The following is a 15,107-nucleotide window of genomic DNA, read 5'->3' on the forward strand; positions in this document are numbered from 1 at the left end:
TTTTTGGGTCAGATCAAAATTAAGAAGAATGCTTAACATTTGTTTTATTTTTTTATTCACCATTTATATAGGTAATAAATCCAATAATAAAATTGGATATTAATGCCAATAACAGAATTGAAACAATCAGAACTACGATGATACTTTCTTTTTGGAAAAGGTAAAAGTAAGCATTACACACCATAGTTACGATGAATAATACAAGACCACCAATTCTATAATATTTTATATTACCTAATTTCTTATAAAAATCTTTAACCTTTTCACTTTGATTTTGTTCAGAAAATATCTCTATACCACCATTATATGTATGCATTAACCTTCTATTTTCAAGTTTTAAATATAAGACGTCTTTCGAGTGTGCTTTTTCAATTTCCCAAACTTCATCTTTCAGTTTGGTATAGAATGTTTTTTTACCACAAAATAAGTTATTTAAAGACTTTGTACAATTCCATAAAATAATTATGTACATAGCTACTGTTAGAAAAATCATGCCAAATGACACTAATAATTCCTGTAGTTCGATACTGTTATTCTCAACTTCTAAATTTTTAAAATAACTTACCATTTCAGCAATAATTATAAAACTAATAAAAAAAGAAGCTAATAAATTTAATATTATTCGTTCTAATAAATCTAGCCAAGACGGTGTTAATGCAAAATCTAAATCATGATTTTTAGACTTCTTATCATATAATTTCAATAGATAATATATAATAAAAAATACTATACCTAACGGTGTAAGTTCGAAAATCTTTTGAATAAACTCCATTTCCCATCATCCCCCTTAATACTTATTATACATTAAGGTAACATATGGAAAACGAAATAAAAATAAAGCTAGTTTATGCTGCGTTTAATTCGGTACTGAACAATATGGAACGATTATGCCGTTTGATGTGCATCTATAAATGTTAAAAGTTGCGTATACTCTTCATCTGCCAACTGATCGTTAGCGTAAAACACATTGACCTTTTTAAGCATATCCTCATGCGCATATCGCTTACGCTCGATTAAAAACTCACATAATTGGTAAACTGTCATTTTAATTTCCTCCCTATAATCCTAGCTCATTACGAGCGACTAAGTATTCTGTATTTAATAGCGTTTTTGCCTGCATTTCTTCAACAGTAGGTTGTGATTCAATTGGTGTTGGTTCAGGAATAGTGGGCGCTGTAAATTCACCTGTTTTCTTATCATAATCCCAACCTTCTTTTACTTCGTGCTTGTCTGTAATGTCAACCAAAACAATATTCGGTGCAAAATCAGGCTTTTTCTCATCTTCAAAAACCCAATGTGCTTTGTCATATAAAATCTGTGCAAATCGCATAATATCACTCCTTTATTCCCACCATTTTACCGTTAGTATGCCGTCCCCGCCTTTACCCGACGTATACGTAGAACTAGTTTGGGAAGAATGACGACCTTGAACTCCTGCACCACCGCGCCCAATGGTAATGACATATTGCGTGCCTGGTGTAACTGCTAGGTTTAGGTCAATCACAAAATGGCCGCCACCGCCGCCATGTCCGTTTACAATGCCTCCTCCTCCAGCACAGTAAGCACCATCGCCAGCTCGGCCACTGTCCGATAATACCTGGTTTATTCCTGTCCCTCCAGCGTAGTAACCACTGCTACCGCCATTACAATTTTCAGTATTTGACTTACCTGCTGTACCTCCTGGACCTCCAGGCAGTGATACGATTGAACCTATTCCGCCTTCTGGTCTTGCTGCCCCTCCGCTACCGCCTGGCAAAGACAAGAGGTTGCCAAACGAGGTAACGCCTCCAGCATTTCCTGATGTAGTTAATAGGTTTCCCCACGCGCCACCAGAACCGCCAGCGCCACCGCCTGTAACGTAAACTTCTGTCACACCTGCTGGCGCTGTGAAAGTACCGTTAGAAGTAAATACTTTTGATTTCAATACTTTGCCAACACTTTTATTGTTAATTTGAGTACTTATGTTATTTACACTTTGTTTAAGTTGTTCTTGTTTTACATTAACATCGTCTACACCTCGTTTAATTTCCATTTGTGTAGCTTTATCAGGGAAATAACCTTTTTCAATATCAGCCATCTACTCAACCTCCTGTTGAATGTAATAAAACCCACCTGCATCAACGCCAAAGCCTAATCGGTAGGTTTTTCCGTTATCTGAATTTGTGTATTTATGTGGCATATCATCTACCAAATGTTCAGTAAATTCAGATTTATTATCAGTAACCTCTCGCTGTAAAGTTGTTACTGTCTGCACTATTTCTGTTAAGTCACCATTAATTTCTAGGTCTTTTAACTTAGCATCAATAATATCTGCATTGTCATTTAATAACTCTATTTTTGCATAGTCAGTAATTTCGGGCTTATTTAATTTATAATTTTGTGTTTGTTGCATTAAATCACTTCCTTAGTTGATAGTTCTTCCCACGTATAGATTTCCAATCCCCCCCAAGTTTTATGAGAGATGTCACCCCATACGTTAAATAAATATGTATAAATTACATCGATATGAGCTGGGATAATAATATCTAATGTGTTCATTAAACCTTGCATATTGTCGGGTATACCAATAGTTCCTATAAATTTAATCTCATAGACACCTTCATTATCCGTTTCATTAATTTCAACATCTCCATTACTGAATGCTGAAGCGACATTCTTAATCGTCTCATCTGTTGTTTGCTCTAAAGTAGCACGATAATGAGCAATGATAAGCTCTCTACGTTGCTGATTGGATATAAGACTCTTACTAATACCTAAATCACGCTCATGAATTAATAATGCTTTTATAGCCGTATCAATAAATAATTCTGCATAGTTCACTTCAGATTTGACGTCTAGCTTATCCAGCTCAATAGCAACTGACTTTAAAATATCAACGATTAATGTATTGCTACGCTCGTATTTAGGTAAATGGTTAATCAATCTCTTGTGAGTAAGTATCATGTATTAATCACTCCTCCAACAATTGGTACTTGCGTATCTCCAATCGAGAGATTACCTGTTGAGCCATTTAACAGTAAGTTTGAATAGTCCTCAATTCCTTCAACATCTAATAGTTCTCGTCCTATTTGAGCATGTGAAATGTAAGCTAATCCATCTTCAAATGCAATTGAACGGAAATAAGATGCTAATCTATCACTAATGAATGGTTTAACTTGCTCAAATCTGTAGCCGTTATTTAAAACGAATGTAGATGAAATATTAATAACTAATTCCTCACCTGTTACAACAGTTACATTTGCTCCAAACGGACGCTCTGACTCAATGTGGGCAAGCACACGATCTATTAATGACGGTGTAGCAAGACCATTATTTACGTCTAAAACTGCTACTTTTACAGTCAATGCACCATTCCACCGAGGGAAAACTTTAACTTTACCTACTCCCGATACCGATTGTGCCCATTCACGATAATGATATTTATTGCCAGCCTTGCCGGGACGTTGTAACTTGTCATAATATCGTTGTCGCAATGACGAATCTGTTTCTTCGGGATAACCATTGTCAAAAGCTACCTCATTAATTACAGTCGAAATATTGGATAATGTAGTAGGAAATGAATTGATTGCACCACTAGGTACATTACCAACACTACCTTCTTGTACGCATCGTACATTGACATAATATTTACCCGCTGTGCTAAAAGTTTCAGCTTTTATAAACTGATAAAAAATATCATCAGCCGCTACTAAATCACCTACATTAATTGATGTAGCAGCAGTTACTGTAATTAAAACTTTACCGTTTGCAAATGTTGCTAAATTACGTTTAATCCCTGTGCGCTGGAAAATAAAGCGTGTTAATTCCTCACCTGTAAGATTCTCGATGTTCATTTTATCAACGATATTGTCCGTCTTAGTCTCATGCTTACTCAACTCAATTGCTACTGATTTCTCAATGTCATATGTCCATGAGCCGTTACTTTTATCAAAATTATCACTCGTATTATTGAGCATATTTTGATGTATAATTTCTGCTGTCATTTTAGATTTCCACCCCCATTTCAAGCACTTCTTCTGTTGTTGTAATAACAGTAAAACTAATAGTCCATTCACTTCCATCAATTTTAAATGACCAATTTATTAGTTCTTCTATGTATGGATTTGTTAATAATGATTCTGTAAATTCACGTTTCATTTCGGATTCAATAAATCCTCTAGGCAAATTAGAACCAATTAGATCTTCAATTGTTACTCCGTAATCGACACCATCATAAATATTAAATTTGAATCGTTCGGTACGAATTACTTTTTCGATCCAAATTTGAATTGCTTTTATTCCATCAACTTCAACAGGTGCTCCATTTTTATAAATAAAATCACCTTTATTAAAATCATAAAGGAATGTTTTACCTGTAAAAGCAGGGAGTGTATTATCATTTATATAATCTTCGTTTTTTATGTAATCGCTAATATCATCAGGAAACATTATAACTCCGCCGCCTTATCAATTAAGATGTACATTTGTTGATTACCAGCAGGTACTAAAATAACTAATTCATCTTTCTTTAATGTATCTGTCCACTTGAGTTTACCTTTAGCTTTCAACGATTTAGAATCGACATTAAGTGACTCTATACTATGGGAGTGAGAACTATTCGCACTCGTAGAACCACAATCAGTAGCAGTAAACTGAAACTCTCCTTCAATTTCAAATTTACGCTCGTAGTCATTTAATACATGTGCAGCTATTACTAAATGCGACTTGTCTAAAATAATTGCTTCATCAATTGATATTTGAATAGCAGGTGGTGGACTTATTACTTTACCAACGATAAATCCTTCAAAAGTTGGAACACTCTTAGCGGAATCTTTAAAAAATCTAGCAAGCTCTATTATCGATTTATCCATTAAACTACCTCCAGTCCCAATGTCATTAGATGAATGCTATTTGAAATAGCATGATTAGCATCTTTTATGTAATAATCCCCTTGTAAACCTGTAATAGGTTCATTTAATTTAATTAATCTCCCTGCTCGTGCTTCATAATTACCTAATAAAGAAACCGAACCGCTTTGTTGAATCTTATTGAGTTCCTTTAATAAATTATTTGCAACTTGCTTTGCTTTAGATTTTTCTTTATCGTCAATCGACTCTGAATGATGTAATAAACCATATTTTTTAATAGCTTCATTATCTTTCACTGAAGCAATCACCTTAATTTTCTTTTCATCACCTGAAACGACTTCAATACTGTTCTTCATACTAGATATTGAAAGTGAACGCTGTGGATTGCTAATCCATTCAATATCTCCTTCAACATAAATATCTTTCCATGCAAAAACAGTAAGTGTATCCCCTCTCATTTCAAATCGATACTTTTTACCAATTTGCTTTTCAGCGATTGATAAAATATCTTTGAGGATTTCACTTACTGTTTCAGATTTATAAATCTTTTTAATTTTAGTTGGTATAGATGTTACGGTTGTCTTTATACCAAACTTCTTACAGATTTCTTTAATACAATCATCTGCTGGCTTGTTATTAAATTGAATCGTTAATGTGCTTTTATTAAGATAAAACGCTAAATCAAAACAATTATATTTTCTAGGTGCTCTACCATTAGCTTCTTCACTTTCAACAACTCCAAAAAAGATAATTTTAGATTTATGATGTAAAGTAACTTTATTTCCTACTTTTATAAATGCTTTTGGAAGAAATGTATTATTTTCATCCGATGACATTTCAAATGTCAATGCTTGACCTAATGTATCAGTATTACTCGACCATGTTAAATTAGATGCAATATGGTTTATTTCATAACCTTCAACAGATAAAATATAATCCATTACTTTTTCACCTGCTTGCGTACAAATTGCGTTAATTTAAGTGTATAGGTCATATCTCCAACGCGATCATATCCAAAATTAAATTCTTCAATTGTATAAAGCTCATTATGTATTTCCCATCCACCTTTACTTGTAATAACAACTCGAATAGGTTTTCGTTGTCTCTTCCATTTAACAAAATACTCTTTTGCTTCAGGGGCTAACACTTTAGATTTTACAAAAGAGTATTCACGTATTGGAAACCAGGAGGAGAATGTTAATGATTTTAGACCAGCTTGACCAATTAAATTAATATCTCCACCATTAATGGTAGAAACAACTTGATTATTATGAGGAAAAGAAACTTCCAACTCTACTGGAATGATAGGAGCATGTAGAATTTCATTCCTATTTTCATCTGAAAATACAATATCCATTTTCTATCACCCTTTCATTAAATGTTGGATAATGCTAATTTTAACTGTGGTACGATTTCATTCACTACCTCTGCTGATGTAACTCCTTTTGCATGAATAATAATATCACCAAAAGTTGAACCACCATTAGACATTGGGTTATTAGTAGGTGCATCAACTTGTTTAGGTTGATTAATCAATTTATGGATATTATCAATATTCCCACCTGCTTGACGTACCTTTTGAGCTTGTCTAGCAGGGATAATCATTTCATCTTTGTGCACCATTGCTGTATGATCGCTTGTTATGCGATTTGAACCAACATCATATTGTGGTACACGTCCACCAGATGATTGCTTGTTAATTTTATCGACACCTGTTTTAACATCTCCCCAACTAACTTTAGGGACAATCGGGATATTAACACCTGGGATTTTGTTGATTACTTTAATCAATCCGTTGATTTGGTCAATGACGAAATTCACACCTGAACCTGCTGCACTTTTAATGCCATTCCACGCTGTATCCCAACCTGCACGAACTTTATCCCAATTACGATAAAGTAAGACACCTGCTGCAACTACAGCAGCTATACCCACGACAACCCATGTGAGGGGACTTGCAAGCATTGCTGTATTCATTGCCCATTGTCCGGCTGTCGCTAGACCCATAGCTGTTTTAAAACCTTGTACCATAGTCGTAACAGTCGAAATAACTTTCAGAGTACCCATTCCCACAGCTACAATGCCTACTGCTGTACTAACTCCAATAAGAGTCTCTTTAATAGGTCCCCAATTATCTCGTACTGTATTGCCAAACTCAAATGCCTTTGCCACTACTCCTTTAATTTTCGGTACAAGCTCATCAGCTTTTTGTGCAACACCAGCTAAAAATTCTTGTGCGCCTGCGCCGTTTACTACATCTGCAATACCGACCTGCAATTCTCGCCAAGATGACACTAGACGATTTTTAATTGATCCTTCAACTTTAGATGAGGCTGATTCAGTAGCACCTTCAAAGTTTTTCATCGCATCGCTTGCTCCAAGCATTGCGTACATTGCATCTGATTCCAAATCTTCCCACTTTGTACCGAATAAGCCAACACCAATTTGATTTGCCTCAACTTGGTCATCCATGTTCTTCAATTCACCTACAACTGTAGATGCAACATCTTTTACTGTACCGTTACCTTTTAGATATTCTTTCCATACATTTTGAGTACTCTTACTCATACTCTTCATTGCATCATTAGTTGCTTTAGAGCCATCTTTAGTACGAATCTGAAACTCTTTCATCACATCATTTACATAGTCCAAATTATAAACTCCCGCTTGAGAGCCACGTTCTAATACTCCAAAATACTCCTCGGCACTATATCCCATTTTTCCAAAGAGTGGAGCGTATTCAGCTACGTTATCAAACATCTCATTACTAAAATTGAGTCCTCGTTGACCACCTGCTGTAAATAAATCGAATGCCTTATCAGCGGATACACCGAATGCTTGCATTGTGTTATTAACACCACGTGAAACCTCATTAACATCGCTATCAAACGTATTGGCTAATAGCATAGCATTAGATGTTACCTTGCTAATCTCACCATTATCTAAGCCTGTCATGTTCTGTTTTACACGAGCTACAGCAGTGCTCACTTCATCTAAACTCTCACCATAGCCTCTTGAAAAGGCATCTTTAGCCGCACCTTCTAACGCTTGTAAATCTGCTCCCATCGCTCCAGTTTGTGCTTGGAGTTTAGCAAAGGAGCTATCCATGTCTACTATAGTTTTAGCAACAGATACACCGAGAGCACCAACACCAACCGCCCCTAGTGCCATTGATGCTTTTCCTACTGATTTAAATGCATCAGTAGCTGAACGTTTAAAATCTTCTACTTTATTTCTAACAACATTTGCGCCACGACCAAAATCAGTTAGTTGACCACTCGCTGTACGCATACCACTACTAAAATTCCTGTCTTGCAATGTTAATATTGATGATATAACTCGACCTGACAATTATCTCACCGCCTATACATGCACAGGAAACATTGGTGTAACACCCTCGCTATTTTTAAGTAGCTTATCTTGTATTTCCATGTGCTTATTCTTTTCTTCAATTTCTTCATTCATTACGGTTGCAAATAGTGTTTTTGTATAAACATCTAAGTCATATAAATACTCTGGCTTAAACCCTTTTTTTATAAAGTGAGCGAGAAATGCAATCTCATCGTCACTCTTGATTAGTTTTTTAGGTCTTCAACCTCTACTACTTTGCCATTTCTGAATCCAGCCTTATCAATTGCAAAATCAATAATATCCCCGATTTCAGCTTCATTAAAAATCTTCTTTACAATTTCAAATGGGGCTTTACACTCATATGCCTCTTGTAATTCTTTGTCTTTTAAATTTGGCTCGGAGATCACTGTATAAGCCAAGTTGTAACCCATTTCTGCCAACAACTCTTCTACTTGCTCTCTAGGTAAATTTTTATCAATATTCTTCGTGGCATCGTGAAAATCGTGAATATCATTTCTAGTAAACGCTAACTTAATTTTCCCGCCAACGCTTGGTACAGTTAGTGTTGAGTTGATTTCCTTATCGCTTGACTTCTCAATTTTCACCTTGTTTTTAATTAAATCTTCTACTGTTACAATTTTACCCATGTTTTTTATCATCCTTTTCTGATTAATTTAAATTAAATGAAGGCATTGCAATTATGCAACGCCCTCCAATAATTACGTAATATTCGATTAAGCTACTAAAGCTTTAATTGCTTCTAATATATCGAAATCACCAAATTCAAATCCTAATTCTTCTTCTAACAGAGTACGTTGTTCAATTTTAGTTAATAAAAATTCATTGAACGTCACATTTGTTACTGAAACACGTTCAGAACCATATGCATCTGGGTCAGCTAATTTTGAAGTAATTGTTACTTCAGGCATCTTTCCTGATTTAACTGCTTTTGCTAACAGATTTGCACCACGAGAGTAAACCTTTTTAGTTACAATTGAACCTTCGCCTGTCCATCCCATAAATTTGCGGTATTTACCTGTATCTTCTGCAAAATAAACGTCTTCATATTCTAAAGTAACTTTTAACTCTAAGCTCGTTAAATCCAACCATTTCTCACCGTTGACCCATACTGCTCCATGCGTACCATTAATAACTCTATTTGCTTTATTAGTCATTACTATCTATCTCCTTATACTGTTAAAATGTCAAACTTCAAGTCTTCCATTGCATCAGCAATTTTAATCTGACCACCTAAAAATACAGTTGAGCCAAATGACATTTCTCTAATTTGTGTATCTGATAAGTTTGTTGTATCTGTACCAATACTCTCCCATGCTAGACGTTGAGCATCTACATCAATAAACGAAATATTTTCGAATGATGGACCAAGAATTTGGTCTGTCATTAAAATTTTGAAATAAGCATTAACTGCTGTTACAAATAAAATTTGATTATCGTAAACGTTGATAATTTTACCGACGTACTCTTTATCAAAAGTGTCACGAATATCGTCTTTAATAATATCCATTACTTCTAATACTTTGATTTTCTTGTAATCTTCCTTCTTAGTAACAGTTAGTGTCGTTAAACTGTTTACACCACGGCCAATTTTAATATTTTCACCATCGTTAATTAAAATCAATTGACCATTGTCGATGTCCTCGTTTGGAGTTTCAGATTCTGTAATTGAATCAACTTCAGCTAACTCATAATATGTAGAGGAACGTGTAAACGGAATACCTGCTAAAATACCTGCAATTCGAGCTGTATACTGTTGAGCAGTATAAGTTGTACCCCCTACTAGAATATCCTCTGTTGTAAAGTTTATAATTCCTTCTGAATCTGCATCTTGGTTTGCTACAACTGCTTTATAAGTTTTCTTATCGTTTGTACGTTTTGATTTAATCCAACTTACAATAGCCTTTGCTTCAGCCGTAGTAGCATCAGGCATTGCTAGATAGTTAAATTTGATACTATTCAATTTCTTTAATGTATCGGCAATTAATGCTGCTTCTGTAACACGGATAACAACCACTTTAGACGGTGTTCCAAGTAGAGTTTTATTAATAAAATCTGCATTTTCAACTGTCCACTCATTAGCATTAACATCCTCTATTGATTTAATTGTTACAATTCCTTCCGCTTCTGTAGCGTCACGTAAAATTAGTGCTGTAATACCCATTGCACTACGCTTAACAGCCGATACTGCTTTAGCTTTAAATTCTATTTCAATTTGCGGTAAGCCCACAAAAATCACTCGCTTTCGTTTAATTTAGTTTCTAATTCTTGCATCAACAATGCATCTTTATTCGAATCGTTTATTTCATCAAATTGCTCGAATAATAAACTAAATTCGCACATTAAAATACCATCCACTACTGACGAATCAACGTCAGAAATATGAATGGCTCTATCTTTAACTTTTAAATTGTTACCGAATAAAATTGGTAGTTGCTGTTGCATATCTAAAATTTCTAATGAACCATTTACAGATTCAATCTCGGTAAAGTAGTAAATACGTACAGTTAATGATGTCTCAAATTGAGAGTATAAGGTTTCAATTTTCACATTGTCAAAGTAGACGGTAAATGACGGTCGTTCAAAACCTTTCTCAATATCTTGAGCGATAACAGGGATTTTAAAATTAGACTTGAGGATTTGATTTATGGAGGCTTTAATATCTTTTAGATTAATCATAATTTATTTTGCTCCAGTAAATCATCTAACCAATCGCTAATCATTTCTTCTGCGATTCCGCTTGCGTCAAACTCTGCCATACCATCTTTTAATACGTGCTTACCTCTTACAAATCCAACTGTTTGACCATCTACTACTTGCAAATGACCGTCCTCAATTAAATGTGCGTGAGGACTAGAGTTAATTACACGAACTACAAACTCGCCATTATCACCTTTAAAGACCTTACCGCGCTTCCATTTCTTATGGTAGTTACCTGTCAACTTCTTTACTTTTGAACGTGCACGTCTAGCAACTAATGTACGTCCTTTACTTCCGACTTTGCGTAATATTTTAGGTATCTCTTTTTGTACAGTCATAGATGCTGCCATCAAATCCTTTTGAAATTCGGTCAATCCTCTAATTTCCATTACCCAAGCACCTCCTGTACAAAAATTTCAAGAGTTTCATTATTGAAATAAGGATTGAGGATGTATCTAATCTCAAACTCATGATTCCTAAATTTAATCTTCATTTCTTTTGAAATGTCATTTCCAGCGCTGTATCGGATGATAATCTTATGTGTAACATTTGTTAAAATCGTATCAGCCTGTTGCTTTTGTAATGAACCTGTCTGAGGGATAATAGCCGACCAAATCGTTTTCAATTTTTCGAAACTATGGCTTGTCTCTCCTAGCTCATTCTCGTACTCAACGTTGGCATAAATGTCAATGCGGTGTTTTAAATCTCCTGCGTTCATCTCACATCACCCCTACAATAAATTCTGTGAGTGCATATTTAAAATAGAAGATACCACTTTATTTACTTTGTCATTTTGTACTGTGTAAGTACGGGTATCGTACATGTACGATACTAAGACAAATAACGCAATAGTTAAATCTTCTTTTTCATCCATTTGCTCATCAGTTAATCCTGTATAAAACTTGATATAAGATTTGGCGGCACTGACCATCATATTAAAAGTTGAAAGAGTGGACACATCATTATTATCCTCTCGTAAATAAATAACTAAATCCTGTACAGTTACCTCACTGATTTTCATCTTGCATCACCTTTTTACGAGATGACTTTTGTTCTTTTATTTGCTCAACATATCCAGCTTTAATTAAATCTGAATAAATTTCCTTATCTTTAATTTCACGGATTTCACCTTTTCGCATTGAGATTAATCCGCTAAAATTTACTAATGCTCTTAATTGCATCTTGTCACCTCCTGATAAAAATAAATGAGAGTGCACTAAGCACTCCCAACAAATTTATCTATGTAATTAAGCCATTTTTAGTACTGCTACTTTTTGTTGTTCTACGATTTTAGCATCAAGTTCAACGTGAGCAAGTACACCTGTAGCATATTGTGTTGCATACTTTTCTTGCAATACTTTTACTTGTACAGTATTTGCTAATTTAGTATAAATACCCGACATATCACCGAATGCTACAACTAAATTACCTGTTGCAATCTCTGACATCTCATCTGATACTAATACTGGACGACCAAGTACCTCATAGCCAAATCCACTACGAATATCTTTATTTAATAGGTACTCACCGTTATCACCTTTTAATTTACGGATAGCTTTTAGCGTATTTGTAGACATAATCCATACAGCATTAGCTTGATAGCGTTGAGGTACTGTCATTTGTACATCAATTAATTCGTCAGCAGTTAAAGCCGTTGCAGATGTTGCCGTAACTTCTTGTGTAGCAGTTGCTAAACCTTTAACTTTAGTCGTACCAGAAATTAATTCTTTTTCAATAAATTCAACAATTGAATCTGCTACTTTTCCAATAACATAAGATAGTACATCAAAATCAGTACGATTAATTAATGAGTTAGATACTTTCGCTAATACACCAACGATGTGTGACTCTAATTTAACTGTCGTAAATTTAGCATTGCTTTCTGTCACTTCTGTTAAATCATCGTAGTATGCCGCTGTAATTGTTGACGTTGATTCATCATAAGATGGGAAAGCTAAGTCTCCCCCTACAAAATATTGTGTAGTCAATTTAGCTAATTCAGCACGTTCTTTAACTTGCTCAACAATACGATTAGCAATGTGAGTTGGAATAATAGCTCCGTTATCACCTGTTGTAAATGCACGTGTTTCACCTTTAATAAAAGCTACAAAATCCTGTTCTTCTAGCATACGTGTTTCTTGTTCTTTATTCACTTTTACTACTTCTTTCTTTTCAAATGAGCGTGACTCTTCATCAGCCTTTAATGTTTTATCAATTTGTGCAATTTCTGCTTTAATCGCATCAAAACGAGTTGATTCTTCTTCTAATAATGCACGTGTTTCAGTTTTTGCTGATGCAATAAGAGCATCCATTTCGTCTAATAAGTTGTTGCGTTTTTCTAATAATTCATTCATGTGTAAAGTCTCCATTTCTTATTTTAGTTTTATAATTTCTAATTGTTTTTCATATAGTGAGTAATCAATCTCACGAATTTCTTCTTGCTTATGTACTGTCAAATCAATAATTTCTGCTTTAAAATCTTCGCTACGTTGTTCAGTGACTACTTCATTTTCATCTCTAACCTCAATTGATGTAGCAATGTAAGCTGGTGTCTTGTCTAAAATAGATACCTCTAATAAATCAATATCCTCTAGCACTCGTAATTGAATTCCATTTTTACCATCTGACCAATCATCTTTATTACTGATAAATCCAAACGACCATCCACGCAGTTCTTGATTTACCGCCTTTTGTACAACTTCTTCATCTGTAATCGTTGCAATAACACGTAATCCTATCGAATCTTCAAATAATTCAAGATTACCTTCTTTGATTGATCCTAGTTGACGTTGCTCATTGTGATTAAATAAAATCTTCACATCGTCTGTCTTAGCTAATGCCTTTTCAAAAGTTTTGGCTTTAATCTTCTCGATAAACTTACCTCTTACAGATGGGAGTATACGACTTTCTCTTTCAACAACATTTACATAACCATCTAATTTAACTTCATTATTTCTAATTTCAATTTTCAACATTTTCACCACCTTTCGAATCCTTCATGTTATTCGTCGAATCCATATTCGGAGTGAAATATTTGCCTGTGTTAATATCAAAAATCACATCACCGAGTGACATAGTGACTACATCTAACCCTTCAATCGGAGCTAAATCTTCACGATAGCGAACCTCATTTTTAGACATCCATCCACCTTTAATGGCTTCGGAATAGGCTTTGTAACGGTCTTCAGTGTCACCTTTCAATAATTCAGCGGTATCGAAGGCAAAATAAAAAGACTCACTCTTCTCGCTCGGAAGTAGTAAATCCTTGTTAAATACTGTCTCAAATGCTTTTAAAATAGGTAGAATAGTCATTTTGATAAATAATTTATACTCATCTTTACTTGCAGTACCATTCAAAATATTGTTAGGAACATTACACATCTTGCTAATTTCAGTAGCATTAGTTACTTTGTTCTCATTCAATTGCAGTTCAACGCTAGTAGCTGACGATTCTTGGAATGTTAAACCTTCATTTAAAATCATGACGTTCTCTTTATCATTTTGATACAGACGATTCCATCCTTCTTTTAAAGCGGTCATCGACTCTTCACTCAATTTATTTTGAGACTGCAAGAATCCTTTTTTATTTCCACCTTTTTTAAGAAGCGACTCCTCAAACATCAATGAGTTATATGCGACTGATAATAGTTTATTGTTTTGCTTTAATAATCCAATACCTGTTGCACCATCTTTTGTATTTCGCAATATTTTTATGAATTCAAAGTCTCGATATGTCTTGCCGTCTACTAAAATATCAATTGATTTGTAAATGGCATCTGTATTTTTAAACACTGACACTCTATCACTATCAACATAATGTAGACTCTTAATTTTATTCCGATCTCGGTTAATGTAAGCAAATCCTTCTCCATCAATCAGATAATCAATTACTAGAGCCTTTTTAAACTCATACGAATTTAATGTGTCGCCTGTTTCATCGTTTAGCAGTACATTACGATAATCATTAACCTCAGTTACTTTCCCATCTGCTTCAGTGTAAAGTTGCACTGAAATAGATGCTATCGTACTTGCAATCAGCTCAATGTTGGCTGAAAATGATGGTATGCTCAATGCTTGTGTTTTACTAATATTGTTCGTAAGCAATCCTGCCTCAAGTAATACTTCTTCCAATGTTTGTGAGCGTTCTTCCACTACTTCTTTTGTTTTAAATAAATCTAAAAATCCCATGTG

The 15,107-nt window shown here is 34.5% G+C and carries 23 protein-coding genes; all 23 read right to left on the reverse strand.

Features of this window, described 5'->3' with window-relative positions; translation table 11 throughout:
- Window positions 1-52 precede the first annotated feature (52 nt).
- The 23 genes from H131_RS20975 to H131_RS21075 all read right to left on the reverse strand — a co-directional run bounded on the left by H131_RS20975 (window position 53) and on the right by H131_RS21075 (window position 15,104).
- Window positions 53-772 carry a hypothetical protein gene (locus H131_RS20975; protein ID WP_010861141.1) on the reverse strand — a complete coding sequence of 240 codons (720 nt, stop codon included), beginning with the start codon at window positions 770-772 and terminating at the stop codon, window positions 53-55.
- 113 nt (window positions 773-885) lie between these two features.
- The gene (locus tag H131_RS24770; RefSeq protein ID WP_155242520.1) at window positions 886-1,044 is read right to left on the reverse strand and encodes a hypothetical protein; all 159 of its coding nucleotides are present in this window, start codon (window positions 1,042-1,044) and stop codon (window positions 886-888) included.
- Window positions 1,045-1,057: 13 nt separating this feature from the next.
- A complete protein-coding gene (locus tag H131_RS20980; RefSeq protein ID WP_010861142.1) occupies window positions 1,058-1,330 on the reverse strand; it encodes a hypothetical protein in 273 nt (90 codons plus the stop codon).
- A 12-nt stretch (window positions 1,331-1,342) separates the two neighbouring features.
- Window positions 1,343-2,077, reverse strand: a complete 735-nt coding sequence (locus H131_RS20985; protein ID WP_010861143.1) for a hypothetical protein — start codon at window positions 2,075-2,077, stop codon at window positions 1,343-1,345.
- Window positions 2,078-2,392, reverse strand: a complete 315-nt coding sequence (locus tag H131_RS20990) for a hypothetical protein (RefSeq protein WP_010861144.1) — start codon at window positions 2,390-2,392, stop codon at window positions 2,078-2,080.
- Window positions 2,392-2,943, reverse strand: coding sequence for a putative phage tail protein (locus tag H131_RS20995; RefSeq protein ID WP_010861145.1), 552 nt, complete (start codon window positions 2,941-2,943; stop codon window positions 2,392-2,394). The genes H131_RS20990 and H131_RS20995 overlap by 1 nt, the downstream gene beginning before the upstream one ends.
- Entirely contained in the window at window positions 2,940-3,983 is a 1,044-nt protein-coding gene (locus tag H131_RS21000) for a baseplate J/gp47 family protein (RefSeq protein WP_010861146.1), read from the reverse strand. The genes H131_RS20995 and H131_RS21000 overlap by 4 nt, the downstream gene beginning before the upstream one ends.
- Before the next feature lies 1 nt (window position 3,984).
- Entirely contained in the window at window positions 3,985-4,428 is a 444-nt protein-coding gene (locus H131_RS21005) for a DUF2634 domain-containing protein (protein WP_010861147.1), read from the reverse strand.
- Window positions 4,428-4,850 carry a DUF2577 domain-containing protein gene (locus H131_RS21010; protein ID WP_010861148.1) on the reverse strand — a complete coding sequence of 141 codons (423 nt, stop codon included), beginning with the start codon at window positions 4,848-4,850 and terminating at the stop codon, window positions 4,428-4,430. Before H131_RS21010 ends, H131_RS21005 begins: the two co-directional genes overlap by 1 nt.
- On the reverse strand, window positions 4,850-5,788 hold the full coding sequence (locus H131_RS21015) for an XkdQ/YqbQ family protein (RefSeq protein WP_010861149.1): 939 nt from the start codon (window positions 5,786-5,788) through the stop codon (window positions 4,850-4,852). Before H131_RS21015 ends, H131_RS21010 begins: the two co-directional genes overlap by 1 nt.
- Window positions 5,788-6,204, reverse strand: a complete 417-nt coding sequence (locus tag H131_RS21020) for a hypothetical protein (protein ID WP_010861150.1) — start codon at window positions 6,202-6,204, stop codon at window positions 5,788-5,790. The genes H131_RS21015 and H131_RS21020 overlap by 1 nt, the downstream gene beginning before the upstream one ends.
- A gap of 17 nt (window positions 6,205-6,221) precedes the next feature.
- Window positions 6,222-8,198, reverse strand: a complete 1,977-nt coding sequence (locus H131_RS23260) for a phage tail tape measure protein (RefSeq protein ID WP_010861151.1) — start codon at window positions 8,196-8,198, stop codon at window positions 6,222-6,224.
- A gap of 224 nt (window positions 8,199-8,422) precedes the next feature.
- Complete coding sequence (locus H131_RS23265) at window positions 8,423-8,845, reverse strand: phage tail assembly chaperone (RefSeq protein WP_010861152.1); 423 nt, start codon at window positions 8,843-8,845, stop codon at window positions 8,423-8,425.
- 87 nt (window positions 8,846-8,932) lie between these two features.
- The gene (locus H131_RS21035) at window positions 8,933-9,373 is read right to left on the reverse strand and encodes a phage tail tube protein (RefSeq protein WP_010861153.1); all 441 of its coding nucleotides are present in this window, start codon (window positions 9,371-9,373) and stop codon (window positions 8,933-8,935) included.
- Between the two features lie 14 nt (window positions 9,374-9,387).
- Window positions 9,388-10,446: a phage tail sheath subtilisin-like domain-containing protein gene (locus H131_RS21040; protein ID WP_010861154.1), complete on the reverse strand. Its 1,059-nt coding sequence runs from the start codon at window positions 10,444-10,446 to the stop codon at window positions 9,388-9,390.
- A gap of 5 nt (window positions 10,447-10,451) precedes the next feature.
- The gene (locus tag H131_RS21045) at window positions 10,452-10,895 is read right to left on the reverse strand and encodes a phage tail terminator family protein (protein ID WP_010861155.1); all 444 of its coding nucleotides are present in this window, start codon (window positions 10,893-10,895) and stop codon (window positions 10,452-10,454) included.
- A complete protein-coding gene (locus H131_RS21050) occupies window positions 10,892-11,305 on the reverse strand; it encodes an HK97 gp10 family phage protein (protein WP_010861156.1) in 414 nt (137 codons plus the stop codon). The genes H131_RS21045 and H131_RS21050 overlap by 4 nt, the downstream gene beginning before the upstream one ends.
- Window positions 11,305-11,634, reverse strand: coding sequence for a phage head closure protein (locus tag H131_RS21055; RefSeq protein WP_010861157.1), 330 nt, complete (start codon window positions 11,632-11,634; stop codon window positions 11,305-11,307). Before H131_RS21055 ends, H131_RS21050 begins: the two co-directional genes overlap by 1 nt.
- A gap of 12 nt (window positions 11,635-11,646) precedes the next feature.
- On the reverse strand, window positions 11,647-11,937 hold the full coding sequence (locus H131_RS21060) for a head-tail connector protein (RefSeq protein WP_010861158.1): 291 nt from the start codon (window positions 11,935-11,937) through the stop codon (window positions 11,647-11,649).
- Window positions 11,924-12,097, reverse strand: coding sequence for a hypothetical protein (locus H131_RS25095; RefSeq protein ID WP_196228951.1), 174 nt, complete (start codon window positions 12,095-12,097; stop codon window positions 11,924-11,926). Before H131_RS25095 ends, H131_RS21060 begins: the two co-directional genes overlap by 14 nt.
- A gap of 66 nt (window positions 12,098-12,163) precedes the next feature.
- Entirely contained in the window at window positions 12,164-13,270 is a 1,107-nt protein-coding gene (locus H131_RS21065) for a phage major capsid protein (RefSeq protein ID WP_010861159.1), read from the reverse strand.
- A gap of 18 nt (window positions 13,271-13,288) precedes the next feature.
- Window positions 13,289-13,888 carry an HK97 family phage prohead protease gene (locus H131_RS21070; RefSeq protein WP_010861160.1) on the reverse strand — a complete coding sequence of 200 codons (600 nt, stop codon included), beginning with the start codon at window positions 13,886-13,888 and terminating at the stop codon, window positions 13,289-13,291.
- Window positions 13,878-15,104 carry a phage portal protein gene (locus H131_RS21075; RefSeq protein WP_010861161.1) on the reverse strand — a complete coding sequence of 409 codons (1,227 nt, stop codon included), beginning with the start codon at window positions 15,102-15,104 and terminating at the stop codon, window positions 13,878-13,880. Before H131_RS21075 ends, H131_RS21070 begins: the two co-directional genes overlap by 11 nt.
- Window positions 15,105-15,107 lie beyond the last annotated feature (3 nt).

Origin of the sequence: Lysinibacillus sphaericus OT4b.31, assembly GCF_000392615.1 — a bacterium.
In the GTDB taxonomy this organism is placed as follows: Bacteria; Bacillota; Bacilli; order Bacillales_A; family Planococcaceae; genus Lysinibacillus; species Lysinibacillus sphaericus_B.

Bases quoted from the DNA above. Each gene is read 5' to 3' on its own strand.
- H131_RS20975 (WP_010861141.1), bottom strand. From the start codon at position 772: ATGGAGTTTATTCAAAAGATTTTCGAACTTACACCGTTAGGTATAGTA.
- H131_RS24770 (WP_155242520.1), bottom strand. From the start codon at position 1,044: ATGACAGTTTACCAATTATGTGAGTTTTTAATCGAGCGTAAGCGATAT.
- H131_RS20980 (WP_010861142.1), bottom strand. From the start codon at position 1,330: ATGCGATTTGCACAGATTTTATATGACAAAGCACATTGGGTTTTTGAA.
- H131_RS20985 (WP_010861143.1), bottom strand. From the start codon at position 2,077: ATGGCTGATATTGAAAAAGGTTATTTCCCTGATAAAGCTACACAAATG.
- H131_RS20990 (WP_010861144.1), bottom strand. From the start codon at position 2,392: ATGCAACAAACACAAAATTATAAATTAAATAAGCCCGAAATTACTGAC.
- H131_RS20995 (WP_010861145.1), bottom strand. From the start codon at position 2,943: ATGATACTTACTCACAAGAGATTGATTAACCATTTACCTAAATACGAG.
- H131_RS21000 (WP_010861146.1), bottom strand. From the start codon at position 3,983: ATGACAGCAGAAATTATACATCAAAATATGCTCAATAATACGAGTGAT.
- H131_RS21005 (WP_010861147.1), bottom strand. From the start codon at position 4,428: ATGTTTCCTGATGATATTAGCGATTACATAAAAAACGAAGATTATATA.
- H131_RS21010 (WP_010861148.1), bottom strand. From the start codon at position 4,850: ATGGATAAATCGATAATAGAGCTTGCTAGATTTTTTAAAGATTCCGCT.
- H131_RS21015 (WP_010861149.1), bottom strand. From the start codon at position 5,788: ATGGATTATATTTTATCTGTTGAAGGTTATGAAATAAACCATATTGCA.
- H131_RS21020 (WP_010861150.1), bottom strand. From the start codon at position 6,204: ATGGATATTGTATTTTCAGATGAAAATAGGAATGAAATTCTACATGCT.
- H131_RS23265 (WP_010861152.1), bottom strand. From the start codon at position 8,845: ATGGGTAAAATTGTAACAGTAGAAGATTTAATTAAAAACAAGGTGAAA.
- H131_RS21035 (WP_010861153.1), bottom strand. From the start codon at position 9,373: ATGACTAATAAAGCAAATAGAGTTATTAATGGTACGCATGGAGCAGTA.
- H131_RS21045 (WP_010861155.1), bottom strand. From the start codon at position 10,895: ATGATTAATCTAAAAGATATTAAAGCCTCCATAAATCAAATCCTCAAG.
- H131_RS21050 (WP_010861156.1), bottom strand. From the start codon at position 11,305: ATGGAAATTAGAGGATTGACCGAATTTCAAAAGGATTTGATGGCAGCA.
- H131_RS21055 (WP_010861157.1), bottom strand. From the start codon at position 11,634: ATGAACGCAGGAGATTTAAAACACCGCATTGACATTTATGCCAACGTT.
- H131_RS21060 (WP_010861158.1), bottom strand. From the start codon at position 11,937: ATGAAAATCAGTGAGGTAACTGTACAGGATTTAGTTATTTATTTACGA.
- H131_RS25095 (WP_196228951.1), bottom strand. From the start codon at position 12,097: ATGCAATTAAGAGCATTAGTAAATTTTAGCGGATTAATCTCAATGCGA.
- H131_RS21065 (WP_010861159.1), bottom strand. From the start codon at position 13,270: ATGAATGAATTATTAGAAAAACGCAACAACTTATTAGACGAAATGGAT.
- H131_RS21075 (WP_010861161.1), bottom strand. From the start codon at position 15,104: ATGGGATTTTTAGATTTATTTAAAACAAAAGAAGTAGTGGAAGAACGC.